Annotated in this window: 19 protein-coding genes; 7 read left to right on the forward strand and 12 right to left on the reverse strand. The window is 34.3% G+C overall.

Annotated elements, in window-relative coordinates; all coding sequences use genetic code 11:
- Positions 1-666: 666 nt before the first annotated feature.
- From Q0252_RS07890 to Q0252_RS07920, 7 genes are all read right to left on the reverse strand, one after another.
- Positions 667-1,074 carry a VanZ family protein gene (locus tag Q0252_RS07890; protein ID WP_367174832.1) on the reverse strand — a complete coding sequence of 136 codons (408 nt, stop codon included), beginning with the start codon at positions 1,072-1,074 and terminating at the stop codon, positions 667-669.
- Complete coding sequence (gene gcvH / locus Q0252_RS07895; protein ID WP_297985143.1) at positions 1,019-1,396, reverse strand: glycine cleavage system protein GcvH; 378 nt, start codon at positions 1,394-1,396, stop codon at positions 1,019-1,021. Before gcvH ends, Q0252_RS07890 begins: the two co-directional genes overlap by 56 nt.
- A 65-nt stretch (positions 1,397-1,461) precedes the next feature.
- Positions 1,462-8,478 carry a cell surface protein SprA gene (gene sprA / locus Q0252_RS07900; protein ID WP_297985185.1) on the reverse strand — a complete coding sequence of 2,339 codons (7,017 nt, stop codon included), beginning with the start codon at positions 8,476-8,478 and terminating at the stop codon, positions 1,462-1,464.
- Positions 8,479-8,499: 21 nt separating this feature from the next.
- Positions 8,500-9,084 (reverse strand): Holliday junction branch migration protein RuvA, encoded by a 585-nt coding sequence (gene ruvA, locus Q0252_RS07905; RefSeq protein WP_297985144.1) that lies wholly within the window; start codon positions 9,082-9,084, stop codon positions 8,500-8,502.
- Between the two features lie 141 nt (positions 9,085-9,225).
- Entirely contained in the window at positions 9,226-11,514 is a 2,289-nt protein-coding gene (locus Q0252_RS07910; protein ID WP_297985146.1) for an NADP-dependent malic enzyme, read from the reverse strand.
- 26 nt (positions 11,515-11,540) lie between these two features.
- A complete protein-coding gene (locus Q0252_RS07915; RefSeq protein WP_297985148.1) occupies positions 11,541-12,401 on the reverse strand; it encodes a BadF/BadG/BcrA/BcrD ATPase family protein in 861 nt (286 codons plus the stop codon).
- A gap of 101 nt (positions 12,402-12,502) precedes the next feature.
- On the reverse strand, positions 12,503-12,757 hold the full coding sequence (locus tag Q0252_RS07920; RefSeq protein ID WP_297985150.1) for a hypothetical protein: 255 nt from the start codon (positions 12,755-12,757) through the stop codon (positions 12,503-12,505).
- Between the two features lie 214 nt (positions 12,758-12,971).
- Here Q0252_RS07920 and Q0252_RS07925 point away from each other — a divergent pair, with 214 nt between their 5' ends.
- From Q0252_RS07925 to Q0252_RS07940, 4 genes are read left to right on the forward strand one after another with little or no spacing between them, the layout of a single operon-like run.
- Positions 12,972-13,430 (forward strand): GtrA family protein, encoded by a 459-nt coding sequence (locus Q0252_RS07925; RefSeq protein WP_297985151.1) that lies wholly within the window; start codon positions 12,972-12,974, stop codon positions 13,428-13,430.
- A 15-nt stretch (positions 13,431-13,445) separates the two neighbouring features.
- A complete protein-coding gene (locus tag Q0252_RS07930) occupies positions 13,446-14,171 on the forward strand; it encodes a 1-acyl-sn-glycerol-3-phosphate acyltransferase (RefSeq protein ID WP_297985154.1) in 726 nt (241 codons plus the stop codon).
- Positions 14,172-14,214: 43 nt separating this feature from the next.
- Entirely contained in the window at positions 14,215-15,999 is a 1,785-nt protein-coding gene (locus Q0252_RS07935; protein ID WP_297985156.1) for an MFS transporter, read from the forward strand.
- Positions 15,989-17,056 (forward strand): DUF3810 domain-containing protein, encoded by a 1,068-nt coding sequence (locus Q0252_RS07940; protein WP_297985158.1) that lies wholly within the window; start codon positions 15,989-15,991, stop codon positions 17,054-17,056. The genes Q0252_RS07935 and Q0252_RS07940 overlap by 11 nt, the downstream gene beginning before the upstream one ends.
- Before the next feature lie 562 nt (positions 17,057-17,618).
- On the opposite strand, the gene Q0252_RS07945 is transcribed toward Q0252_RS07940, so the two are convergent.
- From Q0252_RS07945 to Q0252_RS07965, 5 genes are all read right to left on the reverse strand, one after another.
- Positions 17,619-18,224: a hypothetical protein gene (locus Q0252_RS07945; protein WP_297985160.1), complete on the reverse strand. Its 606-nt coding sequence runs from the start codon at positions 18,222-18,224 to the stop codon at positions 17,619-17,621.
- Positions 18,214-21,333 carry an N-6 DNA methylase gene (locus tag Q0252_RS07950; protein ID WP_297985161.1) on the reverse strand — a complete coding sequence of 1,040 codons (3,120 nt, stop codon included), beginning with the start codon at positions 21,331-21,333 and terminating at the stop codon, positions 18,214-18,216. Before Q0252_RS07950 ends, Q0252_RS07945 begins: the two co-directional genes overlap by 11 nt.
- 112 nt (positions 21,334-21,445) lie before the next feature.
- Entirely contained in the window at positions 21,446-22,711 is a 1,266-nt protein-coding gene (locus tag Q0252_RS07955) for a site-specific integrase (RefSeq protein WP_297985163.1), read from the reverse strand.
- 15 nt (positions 22,712-22,726) lie between these two features.
- Positions 22,727-23,416 (reverse strand): hypothetical protein, encoded by a 690-nt coding sequence (locus tag Q0252_RS07960; RefSeq protein ID WP_297985165.1) that lies wholly within the window; start codon positions 23,414-23,416, stop codon positions 22,727-22,729.
- A 2-nt stretch (positions 23,417-23,418) separates the two neighbouring features.
- Positions 23,419-23,868 (reverse strand): hypothetical protein, encoded by a 450-nt coding sequence (locus tag Q0252_RS07965; RefSeq protein ID WP_088264813.1) that lies wholly within the window; start codon positions 23,866-23,868, stop codon positions 23,419-23,421.
- Between the two features lie 133 nt (positions 23,869-24,001).
- On the opposite strand from Q0252_RS07965, the gene Q0252_RS07970 reads away from it, so the two are divergent.
- Genes Q0252_RS07970 through Q0252_RS07980 form a run of 3 tightly spaced genes read left to right on the forward strand, consistent with a single transcriptional unit; the run spans position 24,002 to position 25,250 of the window.
- Positions 24,002-24,286 (forward strand): DUF3853 family protein, encoded by a 285-nt coding sequence (locus Q0252_RS07970; protein WP_024564040.1) that lies wholly within the window; start codon positions 24,002-24,004, stop codon positions 24,284-24,286.
- Positions 24,286-24,537, forward strand: a complete 252-nt coding sequence (locus Q0252_RS07975) for a DUF3853 family protein (RefSeq protein ID WP_031504010.1) — start codon at positions 24,286-24,288, stop codon at positions 24,535-24,537. The genes Q0252_RS07970 and Q0252_RS07975 overlap by 1 nt, the downstream gene beginning before the upstream one ends.
- 2 nt (positions 24,538-24,539) lie before the next feature.
- Positions 24,540-25,250, forward strand: a complete 711-nt coding sequence (locus tag Q0252_RS07980; protein ID WP_297985171.1) for a hypothetical protein — start codon at positions 24,540-24,542, stop codon at positions 25,248-25,250.
- Positions 25,251-25,264: the final 14 nt, after the last annotated feature.

Here is a 25,264-nt window from a genome sequence, read left to right on the forward strand (position 1 = left end):
GCCTCCCGCTAGCGTTCATCCTGAGCCAGGATCAAACTCTCCATTGTATGTTTGTCCGAAGCTCACTCAAAGTTATTTACGCTTTAGTTTTTCCTTACTTTTTGGTTGTTATATCTTATTTCAATGATCTCTTCTCTCTTCGCTCGCCGGACTCTTTTTCTGTCGTTTCGTCCGATTTGCGAGTGCAAAAGTATAAACTATTTTTTAATTGACCAAATCTTTTTTGAAAAAAATTTGAAAATTTATTTAACTGCTTATTTTTCAGCTCTAAAAATTTTCAGAGATTTTTATTCACTCTAAATTTAATCCTATAATCTCCTCCTGCGCTCCTCCTTCTCTCGAATCGGGACTGCAAAGATAAGAACGTTTTTTAATCTGGCAAATTATTTTGCAACTTTTTTTTAAAAAACTTTTTCCTTTAAAATTATCTACTCCTGCGCTACTCCTCCGTGGAAAAGTGGTGCAAAAATAGAACGAAAGAACTATACAAAGCAAATCGGATTTGATATTTATTTTGAATTGTGCAAAAAACAGTACATTAAAATACTGTAAAACAAAATGATACATCTTTTATCAAAGTTTTCCACAAAGAATCAAACACGTGTTTAGTTCAAATAAAAGCCTTTAAAATCAAAGAAAATAAGAAATGGGTGGTATTGAGAAATACTAGAAATTAAGATCTTTTACCTTATAAAATAGATAATACCCAATAAGTACTCCTATTGTATCAGCCAATATATCCAGGATTTCGGAAGATCTTCCCCAGTGCATTTCGTCCTGAAGAATTTCTGTGAGGAATGCATATGCCAACATTATCTGTATAAATAAATGAAATTTTATTTTTGGCAAGGCTGCCATAAAACAAAAGCCGAGGACGGCGAAGATGGAAAGGTGTAAAACCTTATCAATTCCATCGAACATAAACCAGTACTCTTTATTCTCTGTACCGGGCTTGAGAAGCATAAAAGTAAGAAATGCCCAATAAATGGGCAAAATCTTACTAAATATTTTCGAAACTTTATCCAAGTGATTCCTGATATTGCTCTGCAGACAACAATTGAGAAAGGTCTGCATCTTCTGCTACTTCTACTTTAATAATCCATCCTTTTCCATAAGGATCTGTATTAAGAAGTTCCGGCTCGTTTTCCAGTGCTTCATTAAACTCTGCCACTTTTCCTGAAACCGGCAAGTACAAATCGGAAACTGTTTTTACTGCTTCAACGCTTCCGAAAACATCTCCTGCAGAAAGTTCATCATCTACAGAATCTACATCAACAAAAACGATATCTCCCAATTCTCCCTGTGCGAAATCGGTAATACCAATTGTTGCAACATTTCCTTCAATTTTGATCCACTCGTGATCTTTAGTGTACTTTAACTCTGATGGTGTGTTCATTTTTAATGTTTATTATGATGATTCAAATTTACTTATATTATATATATAGTGCAAATTCAATTTTATTAATAACCGCCGCCGAAATTAAACGTCGCTGTAATTCCTGCACGAACTGTTGAAAGTGGGAACGCCGTAGAAATTTTATACTTCGTCATCAATTGATCGTAGAATACTCTAAGATTAAAGTTTTCTGACATATTATAATCTGCAGATAATTTAATACCCAACAATCTTTGTCCTCCTGTAACCTGAGAATCATCAAGCAAAATATTGGTGATTTTGGTTTTGCTGTCGCGCAAAGAAAAATCTCCCCGGAATTTCAAATCACTTTTAATGTTTCTTGGCTTACCTCTAAAGTTCATCCTCATCTTAAAGTCTTTAATTAAATAATCAAAACCTATTAAGTATTCTTTACTGTAATCTTCCGTTAAAGTATGATTCACCAATCCTAACATCAACAAACGGTCTTTATTATACTGTAAATGGACCTGCACATTATTTCTCATCATAACATCAACCCCAACAAGTGGTGCAAAGGATTCTACATAACCAACATTACTTACGATATAAGGATTAACCCGATCATTATTCACATCAAATCCATTCGGATCGTTATAGAAATCGATGTTAGACTGAATTCCTGTTCCGGTAAAAGTAGAAGTATAACCGTGCTGAATGTCGAATTTCGAAAACTGGCTGTTGATGAAAGGAATATTTTTCAAACCTGAATAAGTCAGTTTCCAGTTCGGAAGTGGGAATCCGGAATTTTTAGGATTCTCTAAAAGACTGTTTGCTGATTTACCTTCCACTGCTGCTTTGAACGCCGGAATTAGAACATATGCGTTTGCAAGACTATAACCTTCCGCATAACCATCCGGTGAAATAGTTCCACCCCTACTTTGGGAAATTACTTTTGCATTCACAATCATATTTTTATACACCTCATCATTATTTTTAAATGAAGTCTTAAACATCCACGCTGATCTGGAATAAGTAAGGATTTCATTTTCGAAAGCGAAATCAAAAATATTAGGTGTACTTGGATCTGCATCGATATTATAACCTCCCTGAAGTAAATTTCTGTTGAAACGCTTCATGATATTGAAGTTTATCCTCAAATCATTCACAGGCATTACCTGAAGATTGGCATCCAAAGATTTTGTACTCATCTGAGAATACGGATCATTCATATATGCAGAACCGGAAAGCCAAGAATTTTCAATAGCTGTTCTTCTAATATCCGCTTGCGAACCTAAAAGGAAACCAAATGTAGGACCTCCAATGTTTTGTCCGTATCCGTAAAAATTCGGAGAACTTAACATACCCGGAAGAACTGTTCCGTTGTTTTCATTATAAGTAATGTCAAGCTGTCTCATCGAAGTTAAAGCATAAGCAATACTTTGGAACGGCGTTAATTTATTTTTGAATTTATAACTCTTAAAGTTGGTCTTTTTGTTTTTCTTCAAACTGTTTTGGGTGTAAACGTTGTTTAAAGAATCTATTTCCATCCTTCTTTTCTGCATCGTGTTGCTGATGTTCTGGAAATATTTAAACTTACTGAAGAACTTTGGCATATCTACAGAAGAAGTTGCTACAATATTATTGGTGTTTTGAGAAAGGTTACCCAAATTTCCATCCGGACTGTTGAGCAAAACAGTAGAACGCGCATTCCAGTTGTATTGGAAACTATAACCCAATTCTGCAGTTACGAAATCCAGATACGGCAAATATTCGAAAGGCAAACCGTAATTTAGCTGAACTCTGTGGTTATAAAGCACAGGTCTTCCCGCTCTGAAAGGTGAAGCGAAAATGGATTTGGTGTCCATTGTGTTCACATTAATATTATCATTAAGCGTTCTCGTTGCAGAATTGATTTCCATTTTTAAAGATTTCGTAAAGTTGAAACCTAAATTATACTGCCATCCGAAGAAGAAGTTTCTGTTTTTAATGACATCGAATTCAGTACCTGCGTTTCCGTTTAGTATCGCTTCAATATTTCTGAACTCAAGCTCGTTGTAATTTCTGTCAATTTCGGTTCTGAAAGAAACTCTTGTAGGAACCGGATTAAAATTAAGTTCTTTCAGCCACTTCAAATATTTAGCAGATTTGGCTGTATCACTTACAATATTTTTAAACGGCTTTAAAGTCCACTGTTTGAAATTGTAATTGTAATCTATATAACCACGGAAGTACTGTCTGTAATTTCTCTTAGTATAAACATCTCTGTAATAATCGTCGTTATAAACGGCAGTTAAAGAAAGGTTTTCAACATCGTAGAATTTGGTCTTCTTTTCAAGATTAGTTCTTTCTTTGTGCATATTCACTACACCCACACTTCTTTGCTGCGTATAAGTTCTTGCTACCTTTTTTAGCTGATCTCTGTTTGGTGCTTTCGCGAATTCTACATCATTGTCGATTGGGTTATACTTAGGATCTTCAATCGTTTGCGTGTAAGAATAATTTACCGGAATTCTCATTCCTACTTTTTCTGGGATGAATTTATCCAAATTCACGGTTGTATTAATATTGAATGCCGAATTTGCAGTTTGTGATCTTTCGGCAGGTCTTTGATCAATCGTTCCAAATCCTACAGTTGCATAAGCAGCATTGGCATTTACCATGGCAAAATCTCCAAGATTGAAGTTCACACTTGCGTTCGCTGCAGAACCTCCTTCGTTTTCAATTTCAGCAAGACGAATTTCGTTTACCCAAAGAATAATGTCTTTTGAAGAGGTGGAAGTATTTCTCACTCCAATCATCATGGATGTAACGTTCCCTAAAGTTGGGCGTCCTTTAATGAAAATCTTTTTGTTTTCGTCTCCATAATCAGCATACTGATAACGCTGTGCAATTCTGTCCGAAGCATCCAAATCTCTTTTCATTTTTGCATCCACAAAATTTTGGATGTCCAAATCCACATCATTTTCCACCGGCCAAATTTCCAGAGGAGATTTTGCATTTTGTGGTGTGTACATTAATGATGCTTCGTATTCGTAGTAGTTATCTGTATAATCGCTTCCGAAACGGATGAAGAATTTTGCATTTGGATCCAAACTGTTGCTTGCAGCTCCCGGTTTAATATCTTCTGCGTGTACAAAAAGTTTCATTTTTTTGTAACGGCGCATATCCAGATAAGTATTTTTAGTTACCCCTTTTGCATCATTTCCTAAATTCAGCATCTTCATATATAATGATGCTTCGTTTTGTCTTTGCGAACCTGCATTTCCACTCAAAACCTGTCTGTCGATTCCCGGAGGAAGTACGTAAGGCGGCAAACCTTTTCCGTTTTCTTCCAGATTTACACTTCCAACAAAGAAGTTTTGGTTATCCACTTGCTGTGTTCCTTCGTTATCCGGTGTATTTGGATCTATAGGAGCTGGCTGATAAGCAATATTTTTAGGATATTTTCTCCAATCAGAACGCACTAAATCCATCGAACCAAAACGGATCGTAGAAGTTTGATCAAAATCTTTAAGGATAATTCTGGCAAAACGAACATTGTTCAGAACGTCCACTGAAGGATCTCCGGCATCAGTTTGGAACTGCGCCACAGGAATTCTGAACAGATACCATTTGTTAGTTCCGCTCTGTCCGTTCATAAATCTAGAAGTAACTTCTTTTTGATCTACAATATAATTCTGGTTTAATGCTAGGCTCGCTTTATCTAAATTAACGGTGTACTGAACATAACTTTCGCTCTGATCCAAGTTGTAATCTCTGTTTGCATCTTCTGCATCCGGAGTTTGTGACGCTACTTCAAGTGTGTTGGCTTTGGAGTTTCCTTCCGGGTTTCTGAAGTATTTATAGCGTTCCATTACGGAAGAAGCCTGATTTCCACTGAATTGATCAGAAAGATAGAATACAAAATTATCCGAAGCCGGATCCGGTTCATTGGTTACCGGATTGGTAAGATTTAAATTGAATTTTGCTGCTTCTTCATCACTGTTCAAACCATCATAACCTAAATCCTGAGCTGTTCTTTCATCTCCTTCGCTGGAAAATGCGTAAAGAACCGGGAACTGGTTAGGTTGGGTTCCCCAAGTTGATGTAGAAGTTGAAGCAGGTGCGGAAGGTGTTGGAAGACCGTTTTCGTACTGAAGTTTTCCGTCTTTCAGTACATCTTCGGAAACGTTACCTAATTGCAGCAATAATTTCGGGGCTGTTCCAAAAGTATTTCCGTCTGCGTAAGGATCCATCATCCAAAATTCAACATATTCAATATTAGAATTGGTGAAATTGGAAACAGAAATAGGTCTCATTAATCCTCCCCATCTTTGCAAAGCACTTTCGTTAGCTTGGTTAACGTTGTAAGGTCCTCTTTCATTCGGGAAATAACTGATATCGAAGGTATTGGTGAAAGTCTGCTCTCCTGCAACAAAATCTTTGTTGTTCAGAAGCTCTTTTGTTTCCACTCTTCTGGATGCATGGTTGGAAACCGTTTGTGCATTAATCCCATTTGGCGCTTTTCCACCAACACCATAAAACCTGGGATCGATGTTATACCAAGAAAGCAAGCCTCTTCCGTTTCCGTAAGCTAAATTATCATTTTGGTTGGCTGTTGAAAAAATCGGATCATTTGGGTTAAGCTCCGGTTTGGAAGCTAAGCTCCACATTGCAGGATCTTTAATCGAAATTTTTGAAGAAGTCTGTTCGAAATCGTCAATATAAGACTGGTCGTTAATTCCTTTATTTTGTCCCGGAATTAAGTAAGCTGCCTCAGCTTTGAAACTTAAGTTGGATGGCGCTTCTGTATTAATTAAAGGAATTTTATCGGTAAGTCTGGTAAGGAACGGCAATTCATTATTGTACATTAAATTGAAACCAGCCATTGTATTGTTCACCGATTCGTCACCGAAATTAACTTTCTGCGTTAATGGTCTTTCAGCATAGTTCACAACCGTTGCACCAATCATCAAATGTTCGTTGAACTGGCGCTCCAAATTTAAACCTAAAAATCTTTTACGCTGCGTATTGAACGTTAATTGATTTTCGAGTGAAATATTAATCGCCTGACCGGAATTTTTGATGGCTTCGTTAATAATCGTTACCGAACCCAGCATATAATCTACGGTATAATCCTGTCCTTCAACAAGCACAGTCCCATTCGCAGTAACTTTTACAGAACCTTGTGGAACGTTAATGGCGTTCAAAGAAATTCCGCTTCCTGTTGTTCCTTTGTAACGGCCTTCAATGGTATATCTTAAAGCCAAATTACTTTGTGAGGCAATTTGTTTTTGCTGTTCGTACAAATCCGTGAAGACAAATTTAGGATCGTTATTCCCCAAAACATTCTGCATATAGCCTCCGAAAGGTTCCGCTTTGGTGAAAATAAGTTTTCCGTCTTCCGCATCTATAGTAATTCCTGGAACAAAATCGAAAATACCGTCCCCCGTAGAACCGTTGTCCGTTTGCAAATCGTTGTTCATATTCAAACGGTCCCAATTGAAAAGCTTCAACAAATTGGTATCCTGCACTGATGTATTCGGTAAATAATTTACTTTTCCGGATTGTGGATCGCGGTAGTAAACATTCAGCATAAAATTATCCTGACTGATTTGGTTGGCGTTCATCGGATAAATATTCTTCATCATCAGTCGCCACATTGGTGAAATGGTTTTCACCGCAGAGTTTGGTTTCAGGACTTTGGTTAGAAGAACCGGACTTTCCTCGGAAAATTCTCCAACTTTATATACTTTATTCTCGCCATTTACGGTAAATGAATAAGAAACTGCCAAAAGCTGATTGTCATTCAACCTTTGATTTAAAGAAAGGTAACCTAATTGCGGATTGAAAGAATATTCTCCGGCATTTAATCTTCTTGCTTTTCTGTTGAAAATAAACTGTTCGCCATCCACATAATTTTCAGGAACACCGTTCGCGTTCGGAAAAGATTGTCCGTTGATGGTATTATACGCTGTATTTACATCACGAAGTCCGCTTCCCAATGCATTAATGCTGCTGTACAAATTATTTTGAGCGTTATCAGGATAACCGGAAGGACCTTCACCTAAATCACGAATACCAATAATACTTTTTTGCTCCTGCAAGTTACCAGAACCCTGCTCCAAAACCCAGGCTTCAATTCTTGTAATATTGATTTTGGAATTTATTAAAGGATAGTTCAGTAAAGCATTATCATAATTTCTGTAGAAGTACTGACCTAAATAATAGTGCTGATTGTCTTCGTAATCTATCGCATTAATTTTGAAAGTCTGCACTGCTCCACCTCCCTGAACTACAATATTTCTGGCTTCACCCTGCTGTTGTGAGAAGACTAAAGTTCCGTACGTTTTTCCCAGTTGAAATTCAGTTTTTAAACCAAACAAAGATTCCGAGCCTCGGATGAGTCCCGTTGAAAGTGGCATATTCACATTACCGAATTCCACTCTTTTGATGACTTTGTCTTCGCCACCTGTTGTTTTATCGTTGAGGCCTTTACTTTGTAAATCTTTCCAGGTTCCTTTGGCTTGCCAAACGAGATTCATACGGTTTTCGAACGCAAATCCACTTTGAGTATCGTAATTAGCTTTGAGCTGAAGGTTTTCACCTACTCTTCCTAAAAGACCAAGTTGAATTCTCTGTTGAATATTTAAGGCGAAATTTTTTCTGTTTTGCGGAAGAATTAAAGGATTGTCGATTTTCTGATACAATCCACCCAAATCGAATGAGGCGAAACCTTGTGGAATAATTTCAATCCTGTTACCTCCGAAAATAGTTTCGAAAAGTTTATTTTTTACATTAAGGCTCGGAAGAAGTCCTTTTTTCTGGGCATCCGTTTGGTCTTTTCTGTCAACAATATTATGATCGTTGGATTTTTGGCGGTAGTAATCGGATAGCTGATTGCTCATTACATAAGCCTGATATTCCTTCACCGTCATTACCGTAGGAGCTCCCACTACCACATTCCCAATTTTCGGATACAGGTAATACATACCAGAGCTTACATCATAATAAGCTTCATAACGGGTTGGGTTGGGTAAACTGAAATCTTCGCGGACGCTAATACTGTCCTTTGGTTTTTCCTGTGCTGAGGCAGCAAAGGAGAAACACAGAAAAATAAATAAATAAAATTTATAATGTATAAAACTCTTCTTCACCAAATGTTAAATGTTTTTTAAAATCTGCTTCACCAATTCTTCTACCGAAAGATCCGGATTTTGTTTCAGAATACGGTCCGCAATTTTTTCGCTCGTCTTTTTGGGAATCCCCAAAACTTCTAAAGCAGATAACGACTCTTCTTTAATTTTATTATCTGCAAAACCAGAAATATTTTCTTCGGAAACACTGAATTTCTGCATCTTGTCCCGAAGATCAACAATAATTCTTTCCGCCGTTTTTCCACCAATCCCTTTTACCTTTTGAAGCAACATACTGTTCCCGGAAAGTATCGCCGAACTGATTTCGGGAATGCTCAATGAAGACAACATAATAATGGCTGAAACAGGACCAACTCCGTTAACAGAAATTAACAGATTGAACATTTCTTTTTCTAAAACTGTGTTAAAACCGAAAAGCAAATGGGCATCTTCGCGGATGATCTGCTGAATGTTAAGAAAAGCGGGTTTTCCGAGCGATAATTTTTCTGAGGTCTGAAGGCTTATTCCAACATAATATCCAACCCCGTTAACATCGATTACCGCGTATGTTGGTGCTAGTTCCTGCACCGTACCTTTTAAGGAATAAATCATAATTCTTGTGAAACTTCAAATATAATACTTTTGAGAGTAAATTTGAATCAAATAACCTTTTTTAGAAAGGCGATCAATACCTTATAAAAAAAAGCCAACCTGAAAATTTTCTGGCTGACTTTTTAATATTTTAAACAAACTTTATTTTCCGTTCTGTCTGCGCTGCGCATCCAAAACCGCAATCGTCGCAAGGTTTACAATTTCATCCACGCTTGCTCGCATTTGTATGACGTGAACCGGTTGTTTCAAGCCCATTAAAATCGGACCTACAACTTGCGCTACTTTCATTCCTCGAATTACTTTGTAGGAGAGATTTGCACTTTCGAGGTTCGGGAAGACAAATGTATTGGCAGGAACGGTCCCCAATTTTGAAAACGGATAATCTGAAAGATGGTCCGCATTCATCGCAAAATCAGGCTGAATTTCTCCATCCACAATCATTTTCGGATATTTCTCGTGAAGCATTTGTACTGCTTTTGCCATTTTTTTCGAAGTTTCGGAGTTGGAAGAGAAATTTTCGAAAGACAGCATCGCAATTCTTGGTTCAACACCGAAAGTTTTCACGGTAATTTCAGACATTTTTGCAATACTCACCAAATCTTCAGCACTTGGATTATTCTGAATTGAAGCATCAGAGAAGAAATACTGACGTTTTTCACTCAAAATCATCATCATAGATGCAATTTTTTGTACGCCGTTTTCTTTTTCAATGACTTCCATAATTGGGCGAAGAACGGTTCTGTAGTTTTTGGAATATCCTACCAAAAGTGCATCAGTATCGCCGTGTTTCAACATCAAAGGCCCGAAATAATCGCGTTGACGAACGAGTCTTTTCGCAATGTATTCGTTCACGCCTTTTCTGTTGCGAAGTTTCCAGATAGTTTCTCTGTATTTTACACGTGCTTCCTGTTGGTCATCGTCATTAGGGTCAATAATCGGAACATCAATATCAATTCCGAATTTTTCCATTTGCTCCAAAATGAATTTTTTTTCACCCAATAAAATTGGTTTTGCAATTCCTTCTTCATAAAGAATTTGTGCCGCTTTCAGAACATTATATTCTTCTGCATTTCCAAGTGTAATACGCATTGGATTTGCTTTGGCGCGGTTTTGCATCATTCGGATAAGCTTTTCATCACGACCCATTCTATCGAGCAAATCGTTTTCATAAGCCGCAAAATCTTCGATAGGCTTTCCAGCAATTCCGCTTTCCATCGCTGCTTTTGCAACAGCTATGGAAACTCTTGTAAGCAAACGGTTATCAAAGGGTTTCGGAATAAAATAATCTCTTCCGAAATTTAAAGTTTTAAGATTGTAAGCCAAAATAACCATTTCCGGAACCGGCTCTTTTGCCAAATCTGCAATCGCATGAACTGCAGCCAGTTTCATCGCTTCATTAATTCCTGAAGCCTGAACATCCAAAGCTCCACGGAAAATATAAGGGAATCCCAAAACGTTGTTCACCTGATTAGGAAAATCGCTTCGTCCGGTTGCCATGATAACATCCTTACGCGTATCCATCGCCAAATTATAATCGATTTCCGGAGTTGGGTTTGCTAAACCGAAAACTATAGGATTTTCAGCCATGCTCAACAACATTTCAGGCGACATGACGTTTCCTTTGGAAAGTCCGACAAAAACATCGGCGCCTTTTACTGCTTCCTCTAAAGTTTCTATATTCGTTTGCGCCACGAAACCAATTTTTTCGGGCGTTAAGTTTTCTCTTTTATGATTGATGACCCCTTTACTGTCGCACATCAACACATTTTTCTTATCAAGTCCAAGCTCAATATAAAGCTTTGTACAGGCAATTGCAGCAGCTCCGGCTCCATTGACTACCACCTTTACCTCATCAATTTTCTTTCCTGCAATTTCAAGGGCATTAATTAAAGCTGCTGCGGAAATAATCGCAGTTCCATGTTGGTCATCATGCATTAAAGGAATATCGAGTTCGTCTTTCAAACGCTGTTCGATATAAAAAGCTTCGGGAGCTTTAATGTCTTCCAGGTTGATTCCACCAAAAGTTGGAGCAATACCTTTTACGATTTCGATGAATTTGTCCGGGTCTTTTTCATTAATTTCTATATCGAAAACATTGATGTCCGCAAAAATTTTAAAAAGCAATCCTTTCCCTTCCATTACCGGCTTCGAAGCTTCTGCACCAATATCTCCCAAACCAAGAACCGCAGTTCCGTTAGAAATTACAGCCACCAAATTTCCTTTTCCGGTATAATCATAAACCGTTTTTGGATTTTTCTCGATTTCCAAACAAGGAATTGCTACTCCTGGAGAATATGCCAATGACAAATCTCTTTGCGTGGTATGAGGTTTACTCGGAATGACTTCAATTTTACCTTTCGGTTCTGCTTTATGATAATCAAGCGCGGCCTGATTAAATTTACTTTCGTCTCTTTTATTATTGGATGCCATAATTTTAATTTTTTTTATTCTGAATTTTAAGCCAAATTCAGGATGTACTGTTTGTGATAATCTACCAAACTTTCAATGGGCTTCTGTACTACTTTGCCAATTTTCAGATTCAGTTCTGCAGCAGCTGCACGAAGAACATCTTCATAAATATACGCAATGTATCCTATGAAATTTATTTCGACCTCGCCTGCTTCAGGATAAGGCAAAACCTGATAATCGAGGAAATTTTTCATTTCATCAAAGACCATATTCTGGAAATAAGGATGCTTTTTTCTTTCTGCAATAAACTTGTTGAATTCACCCAAATAAGCATTAGCTCTAGGATTATGATACATATTTTTTATTGCGTCCTCAATGGTAAGGTTATAAATCTGGTTAAACTCTCCCCTTAAATCGTCCGGAAGTTTTTTCATGAAAAATCTTCGAAGCAAATGTTTCCCAAGTGCACTTCCGCTTCCTTCATCACCAATGAGAAACCCAAGCGAAGGCAAATCGATTCTGATATTTTCACCATCGAAATAACATGAATTCGAACCGGTTCCGAGGATACAGATAATGGCAGGATTTCCGTTGTAAGCGGCATAAGCTGCAGCTGTCATATCTTCTTTCACTGTGATTTCCGCATTGGGAAAAGTTTTTTCAAATTCTTTTCTCACTTTTTCGGCGTTAGCTGCAGTTCCGCAACCCGAACCATAGAAAAATAGTTTGCTGATATGATTTTTAAGGAAAAAAAGTTCCTGATTTTTATCTATTTCTTCCTGAATAAATTCCGGATTGATAATATTGGGATTGAAACCTAGTGTTGTAGTTTTAAGATTTGGCTTTCCCGAAGTTTCGAGAATTACCCAGTCGCATTTCGTAGAACCGCCGTCGATAATGGCAATCATAGTAATTATGTTTAATCCGCTAAAATATTAATTTAATTTTAATTAACATTCACAAAAAAGACTCATGAAACCACGAGTCTTGATTATAAATTGTTATAAAATTACTGTGTGAAGTTGTTGTCTTCTAAAAGCCAGTCGTCTATCTCATCACGCAAATATTCGGTCTGCAATTTAATGGCATTCAGGAAATCATCGGGAACTTCCACACTGTCGCTTGTTTCCAACGTATGAAGTTCTTCGGACATGGTTTCGTACTCATCAAAAATACGTTTAAAACGCGGATTGGTTTTTTCGAGTGCTTCAATCTTTTTTTGTTCGAATTTGAATTTTCTGTAAGATGGGCGGTTAGAATTCATTGTTTTTTTTGATTATTAATGGCTAAATTAACTGGTAATTCAATCTTCATCGAGATAAAATTACACTTCCTTAACACTTTGAAAATGAAAATCTATCAAGTAAAATATCCCTCTTTGGCAAAACTAATTTAGAAAGATATTTGATATAAAAAAAATAATTAACAATTTTTTCAGGTAATTAACATATAGTTATAAATTTGCGCAGCTCAACTTTATGAAACAACTTTTACTGAAACAGAAACAGGTTTTTTTCTTTATTATTGCAGGTGCGTTAAGCGCTGTAGTAGAAATAGGTTCTTTTAAAGTTCTAAGCGTTCATTTGCCAAAAATGATCAGTTTAGAACCTGATTTTCATGGCATTCACTTTCCATTCAGTAATATTTTTTCTACTTCTCTTGGGATTATTACCAATTATTTTCTTAGCATTTGGTTTGTCTTTGAAAGAGGCAAACATTCTAAAAGAAGAGAGTTTGCTTACTTTATGTCTGTAAGTTTTTTATCGACCATTTTAAGTTTATCATTCTTTCAGATTTTTTTCAATTTCGTCTTTAAGGATAACATCGATTTGGGCTTTTTTGTTTTCAGCCCGGAAATGCTGAGTAAAATTGCGGCGATTCTTTTGGTTTCGATCCTTAATTATTCTGTAAAAAAAAGAGTGATTTTTAACGGATAAATTATATTTTTGAGGATGTCTAAAATTCTCAACTATATTTGGCGTGGCTGGTTTGTTCTTCTCGGAACTGTACTTACCATCGTTTTAGGAATTCCGGTGCTGCTACTTTCTATCCGAAAAGAACATTACAAATACTGCTACAAATTCATCAGAATTTGGTGCTTCGGGATGTTCTACGGAATGGGTTTCCGCTACGAAAAAACTTACCTTACTGACAAAAGAATTGAGGAAAACAGACAGTATGTTATTATTGCCAACCACACTTCTATTATAGATGTCCTTTTACCCTGTATTTTAATTCCGGATCACCCTTTATGTTATGTAGGAAAAAAAGAGTTGGTGAAAATCCCGATTTTTGGTACCATTTATAAAAGAATTTGCGTGATGGTGGATCGTAGCTCTGCCAAAAGTCGCGCCGATGTTTACCGAAGATGCGCCGAAAGAATGGCAGAAGGACAAAGTGTAGTAATTTTTCCGGAAGGGGGCGTTCCGGATGATACTTCCATTATTTTAGATGAGTTTAAAGACGGTGCTTTTATTCTTTCATCAAAGCATGATTTCCCCATTGCGAGTTTCACTTTTGTAGGTCTGAAAGAGATGTTTCCGTTTGATTATTCCAAAGGTCATCCCGGAAAAGTAAAAGTTTACCTTAATGATATTCTGGAGCCGGATGATACAATTGAACATCAAAAAAATGTTGCGCGAGAGCAGATAAAAAAAGTATTGGAAAACTCAATTTGAGAAAATAAAATAATCTATATTTGTTTATTAAGAAAATTTAATAATGGAAAATCACTCAGAACAGACCAAGTGGTCACAGTTTATCTCATTAGTAATTGTTTTTTTCTTTTGGGGTTTTGTAGCAGCAAGTAATGACATCTTGATTCCGGTCTTCAAAAAATGGTTTGTACTCTCACAGGTTCAATCACAATTAGTTGCTTGGGCTTTTTACGCAGCTTATTTTGTCGGTTCACTAATTTTCTTTATCATCTCTCTTAAAAGTGATATTTTACAAAAATTTGGTTATAAAAAGACTTTAGCAATAGGTTTGGTAATATCTGCAATAGGTGCATTTTTATTCATACCAGCAGCTTCTGCAGCAAGTTTTACCTTTTTCCTATCAGCTTTATTTATTGTTGGTCTAGGATTTTCAGTCCAACAGATTGTTGCAAATCCTTTAGCAATTAAAATGGGGAGTCCGCAGACAGGAGCACATCGATTAACGCTTGCAGGAGGAATTAACTCGTTAGGCACTACACTTGGGCCGATTTTGATTGGTATAGCTCTTTTCGGTTCCGGTGAAACCAAAGAGGTTAAGCATATGTCAAACAAAGAAAGCTTGATTTCCGAATTTCAAGATTTGAGAACCGAACTCCAAAACAATGTTATCCAATTAAATAGTGACACTTCTGATTCTAAGGAAGACATCCACAAAACCGTTTCTTTAATTAATAATCATATTACAGAAATTGATAATCAAATTAATGTATTAAAGCAAAATAATGTTTCTGATAATGATTTGGACAACTATTCAAATAATTTAAAAATAATTAGACAAGGTGACGCAACAAATAAATCAAATATTAAACTGAGTGGAACTTCAAATATTCATTATCCGACAAACTTTGTAAAAGAACATTTAAAAATGGTAAAATTACCTTTTATTATTTTAGGTGTTACATTTATTCTCGTCGCTTTATTTATGCTATTTTCAAAAATTGAAGACCCTTCAAAGGGTGAGGACGAAAAAATTGATGAGGGTTCACAATCATTTAATGTATTTAAATACCCACAACTGCTACTTGGAATGATTGCTATTTTCATTTATGTAGGTGTCGAAGTTTCAATTGTGAGCAATCTCCCAGCCTTGTTACACACAAAAGAATTCGGCAGTATTTTAGAAAACAATGTTGCACCATTTATTTCGTTATATTGGGGAAGTTTGATGATTGGTAGATGGAATGGAGGAATTAATGTTTTTGACACCTCTAAGACAACTAATCTAATTTTGAAATTTATTGTTCCTTTCATCGCATTTGCAATTATTATTGTAGCTAACACTTTAAGCGGTAAAGATGTTTCTTCATTTTACATCTATGCAATTTGGATTGTACTTTTCATTTTAATGAGTTTCGTTGGAGGTAAAAACGCAGGAAAAACACTAATGATTTTTGGTATTTCTGGAATTATAATGATGGTTTTGGGTTTAATTTACCCTGATAAGGAAATCGCCAAATACTTCTTTATATCTGGTGGACTATTCTGCTCTATTATGTGGCCTTCTATTTTTGACCTTGCAATTGCAGGGCTTGGAAAAAACACCGGGAAAGGTTCTTCATTCTTAATTATGATGATTTTAGGAGGTGGAGTAATTCCTTTAATACAAGGTTGGATTTGTGATTTTGACAAAGCTAATCCTACTGGAATTATGGGGATATCATACACACATTTTTCATATGTAATTCCTGTCATTTGTTTTATGTATTTAGCATTTTATGGCTATATTACCCCTAAAATATTAAAAAAACAAGGCATTCAATTAGGAGAAACTTCAAACAGTGCACATTAAAAAGCTTTCAATATTTAAGAAGAAAAGGTTTTGGGCAGGTATTTTACTTGCCCAATTTGTTTTGTTTTTTATTCTATCTAAAATAAATGGTGCCGTTAAATTATTCGAGCGATTTTTTGAATGGCAGAAAAATTTTCATGTTCACCTATTTTCTGGCTTCAACTTTTCTTTAGGAGATATAATTTATCTGTTGTGTGGAATATTCTTGATTTTGATGCTTATCAATGTTTTCAAGAAATCAAAAAGAAATTCTAGCTGGATAAAGTTTTTTGCTTTCGTAAATATCTTCTATTTTACCTATCAAATCTTTTGGGGAATGCTCTATTTCCAAAAACCTTTGATAGAAAAACTGCCGCAAAAAGAACCAACAGAAGCTCAGATAAAAGCTTTAGCGCTTATTTATCTTAAAAAATGCAGAAATACCCGCGAATTGGTAAAAGAAGACCGAAATGGAGTCTTTAAAGTTTACGAACAGAATATTATTAAAAATGAAATCCTAACAAGGCAAAATTTAATTCCGAAACAAATCAACGAAAAAGCGGCAATAAAAAATCGAAGTTTTAAACCCAGTTTATATGAATCGGTGATGAGTTTCAGTGGTATTTTAGGTTATTTCAATCCTTTTACAGCCGAAGCGCAGTACAACCCCAATTTACCGTCCAATTCACTTCCTTTTACTTTAGCTCATGAAAGTGCGCATCAATTAGGATATGCAAGAGAACAGGAAGCCAATTTCATCGGTTATTTAATTGGTATTAAAAGTGAAAATCTCGAATTGCGTTACAGTACTGAATATTTTGTGCTGAAATCCTTATTAAACAGTCTTTCTGAAAATAATCCTGCGTTTGCAAAATATGTCATTAGAAATTATTCCGCTGGAATGAAACGTGACCGTCTTGCTGAAAAAATGTTCGTGTATAAACACCGCGGCATCCTGGATAGTTTTTTTGGTTTTACGAATGATCTATTTCTGAAAAGCAATCAACAGGAAGGCAGTGTAACCTACTCTTATTTTGTGGATTTATTGGTGAGATACGAAACTCAGAAACTCCAATAACAAAAGAATCGCATCTTGCGACACGATTCTAAAAACACAAATGATGAAAAAAAATTTATTGCCTCTTCGAGCGTATTGCTCTGTCAAAGCGGTGTAAAAATAGCACTTTTTTTTCAATCTCAAAATTTTTTGTAAAGATTTTTTAATAAACCGTTAACACAACATGCAATACGCACAAAATCAGATAGATAAATTTTAATTTCATTATGAAAGTAATTTTAAAAAAAAGCCTAGAATTGCACTATTTACAACATAATTTATACCCAAAAACGACCTAAAATTTTACTTTAAATTATAAACTAAACAAACTTGGTGGCTAAACATTAAAATTGATATGGAAATATAATCTTAACCCAAAAGATAATTTTGAAAATAAAAAAAACTCTTAGTTAAAACTAAGAGTTTTTAGTAGCGAGGACGGGAGTATCTTTATATCACAATAAAACACAGTAAATAATTAAAAAACAGATTATTAGCGGTTTATGAAATTTTATAACCAATCAAAAACTAATAGATATGTTTAGATAATCCCTGTTTTAGTCCCTGATTTTTTAAGTAGGGACTAATTTTGATTATTTGTAAAGTCAAAAATCAAATGCTTTAAAATTCCTATTTTGGGGTGATTGGATACATAATAGGATTTTACGAAATTGTGGGATTCAAGGTTTAACACTTCTGAGTTTCTTTTATCTTTTATTAAAAGAGAGTTAATCCCGTTTTTAGTTTTATCTGCATTTCCTTCAAGTAAGTACCCCAACATACAACCCATAGGATATTTTTCTGAAGTATACCTTTGCATTCCTTCATTGATATAAGCTCTTTTCAGATTGGAATCTTTTTCTTTTAGTCTTTTAGCTTCCATGTAGTAATGAAACCTTTGCTCTTTCCATATTTTAAAGTACACGAAATCAATTCTTGGAAGTTTATCTGCGAAGCCTTTTGTCTGACTTTCTGTATTAGAAAACAATTTATTTTCAGTTTTACAAGTAATACCTTTTGCTAAAGAAAGTTGACTTTCATTGACATAATGACTTAATAGTTCTGAAAAATCATTTTCAAGCCAATCGGTTTGATATTCCTTTTCTACAATCGCTAAATTGTATGCATTAACAACTAATTCTATACAATCATCTTCAAATGCTTTTCTGTAAACCGTACTAAGCTTCATCGTGTACTCCATTTAAAATTTCAAGAATTAATTCGGAAGCATCTTCAAAAGCCATTGATTGTGACCAAAATCTACGTTGGTTTGGACGAATGATATAAATATCATCCCCTCTTTTGTAATTGAGTTTTTTTCTGAAATAGATATTTTTAGCTTTCTGTTCCCACAAATATTGGTCAAGTTTTTTTAATTCTTCATCAATCGGCTCATTAGAGATATAGATGTCTTTCTTAGCGTTCTCATGCGATAGTTTTATCATCATCAAAGGCGATGATTTTAAATCTTTCAGATTGTAAACAGTTGCATTTGCAAATACATTTTGTCCATCAAGAAATTCATTCAATTCGGCAGTGATTATCTCGGCATATTCTTTTGGTTGGTCTTTTGAAACAGAATATAGTGCTTTAGATTTAATTTGATTCTCAAATAAATCTAAGCTGTAATCCAAGCTATCCTTTACTATATTTTTTCCATTGGCAGAAAATTCAAGAATATCATCTACAACAATAGAATTTATTTCATTTTCAAAAGCCTCTATTTTTCTATTATCAAAAAGATTATCCGATTTTTTAATTGATAAAATATCTTCAAATAAACTTACCACTTTATTTAAAGTATCTGTTTTTAATAGAGGGATTAAGGCAGGACTTTCCAATACTTCATCCATAAAAACCTGTTCTCTTTCTATTCCCCAAGATGCACTCGTTAAGAATAGCAGATAAGTCGTAAGTTTTGAGTTAAGAACACTTGTCAGAGCCTTTTTTATATCAAGTTCAACTTCTCCATTAAAGATATAACACGCAGTTGTACAATAAGAAAAGTAATCAATATAAGAAGCGGCTAATTGTTTCTTATGTTGTCCCTTTTTCATAATTACAAAAGGCGGATTAAATACTTTTATATCAATATTCCTAAATGTTTTCGTATTTTTTTTTGAGGCACTTTGAGGAGTGTAATACCTTGTTATAAGTCTGGCATCAATTACATTTTCGGGAGTAAAATCAGGTTTTTCTATATCTCCATTTAATCCAACTCTTGGCTTCTCCCAATTATTCTCCTGACTTTTAAAGTAATCTTTTAAAGATATTGAACGTTCAAGAATCTTTGTTGTCAACTCCCAATCATTCATTCCACCCCACATTGCGATTTTCCAAATTTTAGTATCGGGTTTTTGACATTCTTCTCTTGGTAGATATTTTAAATCTGTAAAGTCAATGCTTAATCCTTCAATCACATTGGATTTGATGTAGGTTTTAGGAGCGTAATAAACTATTTTATCACTTGAGTTTTTCAGGTGCTCTTTTTGATAAAAAACAATACTTATTGGTCCCGTCGCGTCTCCAAATAATTGACCACCAAAACTTTCAGGAGCGTTTCTAAGAATAGAAAAATTATAGACTCTTTCAACATAGCATTCTTGGAACATCCACTTTCTGAAATTTTGAAATGCACCATTCGTATTGGTCAATACTTTAGTATTAAAAATTAAAGCTATTTCTCCTTTTGGAGCAAAAGTAGTTGCTTTGTGAAGAAAAGGTAACACCATTTCTTTTGCAAAACCCAATTTATCACAATATTCTCTTATGTTTTTTTGCTTACCATTTTTATCTTTTTTAGGAGATAATAATTTACCAAAAGGAGGATTCCCAACAATAAGCTGAAAATTCTGTAATTCATCTATTGAAGACAAATCGGAAATTGTATCTCGGCAAAAAAGATTTTTACCTTTCTTTTCCTCATTTTTTTCATTTAGGTCGTTTACTAAATAAGGTAAACGATAATTTTTATTTTGCCATAGATTTTTAGGGTCTAATTTATCAACCAAAGCCAAATACAAACTAAACGCAGCAACTTTTATTGCTTGTGGATGAATTTCAATTCCAAAAATATTTTCTTTTAATAGCTTTACTAAAGTGTCAAAGTCCGAAAGGTTATCAATGCTATGAGCATTTTCATAACGTTTAACCAATCGTTTGAAACTTTCTACCAAAAAAATTCCAGAACCGCAACTTGGATCCAATGTTTTCACATTATATTCTGTTTCTCCATTATTGACTGGAAGTTTTTCATTTAAAATAAACTCAACTAAAGATGGTGGCGTATAATAAGTTCCAGAATCTTCTTTTAATGTAGCGTCGGTTTCTGCTAAGAAATTTTCATAAATTTCACTCAGCAACTCAATTTGAATTATTTTGAAATTGAAAAGTCTGAATTGCTTCCAATCCTCAAATAACTGAGGATTATTGTTTTTTTCTTTCCCACGAATGAAACAAGTTTTAATTATTTGAAGCTGTTCTCTTGAAATACTTTCGTCTTCTTCCAGTGTAAACACATTCCCATTAAAATGATCTTCAAGTCGTTTGAATAAATCATAAGTAGCTGTTACATCGTCTAAAATATCAAAGTATGATTCAGCATCTTTTTTGATTTGACTATAAAAATCCTTTTCAGCAGCACCTCTGTCTTCAAGATATAAAAGGAACAGTGACCGTAGAATAATTTTATGAATGAAATCTATTTCTAACCCTTGACTCCTTAAATATTCAGCCGTATTAACCAAACTGGTTACTAAATATTTATCAACTCTTTTTTGTAAATTTATTTTATCCCGAACAATTTTCGCGTCTTCTAAAGTCCAGATAATTCCTGTATCGATGGCAATTCTAGAAAATAGCTTACTGAGTTCTTGCAACTGTTGTTTGTCGGAATATTGATAGGAATTAATTTCAATTTCTTGTAACTCATTTTTGTAATCAAAATCATCTTTGGTTACTATAAGTGGTTTTTCAGAGCAATTGTAGATACGGATTTCCGTTTCCGAATATACATACAGAAACAATACTTTTTTGTAGTTCCAAATTTTACGTTGTGTTTCAGCAATGTCTTTTAAATATATTTCATCATTGAAATTTGCAACTTTTTTCAGAAAAACAGCAGGAAAACTATTATTGGTTTCTTCGTCTGTATTGAAATAAATTAAATCAACACCAAAATCTTTTTCTTTTACTTCATTTAGGATAACAGCTTCACTATCCGATAGTTTTTCACTATCGGATTGAATAGACTTTGCTCTACCTAAATCAAGAAATTCAAGAATATCAAGTGTTGCCATATTACTACATACAATTAGTACACAATCTTCAAAGATACTTTAAACTTATTAAAAAAAACTTTTCTTTCAAGGAATTTTTGTTCATTCACTTATTAGGCGAGAAAGATTTTCGTTAAAAAGAATCAAACTTCTCCATAGCACTCGCTTTTATTTCATCAGCAATATCAATATATGGCTTCATTGCCTTATAATCACTATGTCCTGTCCATTTCATAACCACTTGAGGTGGAATTCCCAAAGACAAAGCATTGCAAACAAAGGTTCTCCTTCCAGCATGAGTACTCATAAGTGAATATTTTGGTAAAACTTCTTCAATCCTTTCATTACCTTTAAAATAAGTTTGGGTAACTAGTTCATCTATCTCAGCTAATTCAGCTAGTTCTTTTAAATAATCGTTCATTTTTTGATTACTGATTACAGGCAAAGCTTTATTATGCTCAAATTCTACATCGATATATTTGTTTAGAAGTTTTCGGCTATAACTATTCAATTCTATTATCAAATTATCTGCTGTTTTGAGTGTTGTTATCTCTAAGTAACCGTCCTTTACATCAGATCTTTTCAAATTAAACACATCCGAATATCTCAATCCCGTAAAGCATTGAAATAAAAAAACATCTCTTATTTTTTCAAGATAGCTTTTATCCGTAGGTATTTCATATTCAGTAAATCTCTTTAACTCAGACTTGTTCAAAAAAATGATTTTCTTTTGAACATTTTTAATTTTTGGTTTAAACTTTTCAAACTCTCCACTTTTTGTATAACCTTTCTTCATAGCCCATTTCAAAAACCACTTCAATGCAGCAAGCTCTTTTGAAATTGTTGAATTCTTGTGATTCTTCCCTTCTAAATATCGCTGATAATTTGAAAGATATTGCTCATTAAATTTCTCAAACGAAATATCATGGTCAAATTCTTCCAATACTTTTTTCTGCGTTTTCATTTTTTGAAGAGTCCTGAAATTCCATTGACTGTTAATTGATTCTTCATTAACAAACATATCATATATCTCAAAAAAATTCTTTTCAGATTTCAGTTCTTCCTTAGGCGTTCTTCCAATCTCAACATTAAACCATTCCCTAAACTGGTCTTGGTTAGGTATCAAATCATCAATTTCATATTTCTGAAATGTTTTCTCACAAGCGGATTCAAATAGTTGTATCTTTCTATTTATAACACTTGCCGAGACTTTTTTGTTTCCATGAGTTGTATTTGCTTTACAGCGTTGTGTTTCTGTGCTCCATTTTTGTACTTCTACCCTATATCCCAAATTGAAAGCCACAATGTTGCCATCCCACTTAATGCGATATCGCAGTTTTGCAGTAGGGTTGTCTTTTTCCCTATCAAGAAGAAATTGAGCGTGATATTTTATATTCATATTAGAAAAAATTGATTATCTATTTTCAATAGAACCCAATTTAAAGTCCCGTATTGACACTCCTTCTGCTTTAATCAAGTCATCTAAGGAGTATTTTAAAGTTTTTATAAGTTGGTTATCGGCATAAATATTTATTGTTCTGGACAATGTTGAAGAAGTTGTTTGTTCTGAACCGCCTTTATGGGTATAGATTTTTAAAGAGAAATATAAAACAGGCTCGCTGGTTTCAATAAATTCAATGGGCTTTAATGAATTTTCTGATAATCCTGCTTCATTTCTATAATTTGTAAACTCTTGGGAAATCTTCATTAACTCATTGAGAGATTTATAATTAAAGCCTCCCGCTTCATCTTTCCAATTATTCTTTCCCATTGTATTTGTAACAACTGAAATTTCCGTATTACTTTTACTAACAATCTGTTCTAAATTTCCATTATTCACTTTTACAATACGAAGCCACATGTTTTGATTGTATTTCTCAAAGTCCCCCGCATTTACTATCTCAATTTTCAACTTTCTTTGAGTTTTTATCAAATCTGCTTTTTCATCTTCTATTTTCTTATTTTCTTTTTCCTGATATTTTGTAAAAACCTTTTGTGCGATTTCTCCATCTCTACTTTTCCAATTATTAAAAGCATTTTTCTTCTGCTGAGCAATCACGATTCCCCCAAATAAAATAGCACTAATTATTAAAATCCTCTTCATAGTTATTTTTTTAAAATTTCAAGAAGTATAGTAACCTGTCTCATGCTGTCCGATAGTTGCTCTTGACTGGTTTTCAATCTTTCTGTTAGTTCTTTTTGTATTTCTTGATAGCCTTTTTGAAGTTCTATCATATTAGAAAACTCGCTATGCGAAATAGTAACATTTCCACTAATATTTCCATTAATGTTGCTGTTTACATTATTTCCTGAGCCATTATTATTAATGTTTTGGTTGTTTGTTTTTAGCATTTCACCAGATTCCGAAATAAACCACTCCGGATTCAAATCGGGATAAGTGTATAGTATTTTTTCAATAGTATCTGAGTTGAGTCCCGAGTTGTTTTTTATAGCTCTGCCAATTAAACCAACAGACAAACCAGCTTCAACAGTGATTTTATTGGGGTTTAACCCTTTGTAGGTCATGTAATTTTGCAATCTTTCAGTTATAGTCATCTTTAATTTTTTTTTGTTTTTGAGATTAAAATATAGATATATTTCAATATTTATTCTATATTTGCAATACAAATATAGTTAAATATATACAAATAAGTATTTTTTTAGAATAAATTACAATAAAAATTTCAAAATGGAAGATTATAATAGACCAATTTGGCAATTGACCATAGGAGAATTTGTGGAAATTTTAGATGCCAGAAAACAAGAATCATCAGAAAACCCCACACAAGAAAAGGTATTTAATGAAAAGTATGTTTACGGTCTTTCTGGATTAGCAAGAATATTGGGATGCTCTAAAAATCATGCAGGAAAATTGAAAAGTAAGGGAATTTTTGATGAAGCCATCATTCAAAATGGGAGAAAAATTATCATTGATTCGGAAAAAGCATTAGAACTTTTTAAAGATAACAGCTGATGGAAAACATAACCCCACAAACACCTCTTTGCAATCTGACCGTAAAAGAATTTTTAGAGATATCTAAAAATTTAAATTCTGAAAATATGTATGAATACGGTTTAAAAGGTTTGGCAAAAATTCTGGGCTGTTCCGTTTCAAAAGCATCCAAGATTAAATCTTCAGGAATTTTGGATGAAGCCATCATTCAGAAAGGAAACATCATCATCATCGACAAGAAAAAGGCTATAGAACTTTTTGCAAGCAGTTAGAAATGTATTACTTAGAACTTATCGACCGATTTTGGGACTTCAATCAGAAGGTAAGACTTGGCTCTTCGGCAATTTCGCTGTATCTGTACCTTTTGAAATTAGGAAAGGACAACGATAGTTATAAGGTCGTTATTTCCGATGTTGCACTCGGTAATGCATTGGGAATAACGAGAAAAACCGTAAAACCGACCAAAGATAAACTTCGCGAGTTGGGTCTTGTTGAATTTGAGTCCAAAAGTGGATTTCCTTGTAATTACAGAATTCTGTTAAATTACTTATCTGATATTCCCATACTGGAGAAAATAGAGAAGGAAAAAATCGAAAAAGTACCAAGTTTGGAGATTGTTGAAAAACAGAAAATTTTAAAGAGAAACCATTCGCCTGATGAAGTTGTTCCCAGAATAAGTAAATCCAGTGATAAAGTTTCCATTACTCATACTTCCAAAATCAGCAAGTCAAAAATTATTCCCGAATTGGAAGAATTTATTCAGTTTGCAACAACTTTAGAGGATTATCAGCCTCTCTTGGACTCTGTAATTGAAGAAAAATATCATTCGTGGTTAGAAAACGACTGGCGGAATAGTTCTGGAAGACCCATTTCCAACTGGAAATCCTCATTAAAAAGTATCCTGCCGTATTTGAAGAATAGTAAAAAAGATGATGCGGTTTCTGTCAATTCCATTCCAAATATCAAACGACCGAAAACATCATGAAATCAATAAAAAGT

Origin of the sequence: uncultured Chryseobacterium sp., assembly GCF_936933875.1 — a bacterium.
Lineage (GTDB): Bacteria > Bacteroidota > Bacteroidia > Flavobacteriales > Weeksellaceae > CAKZIK01.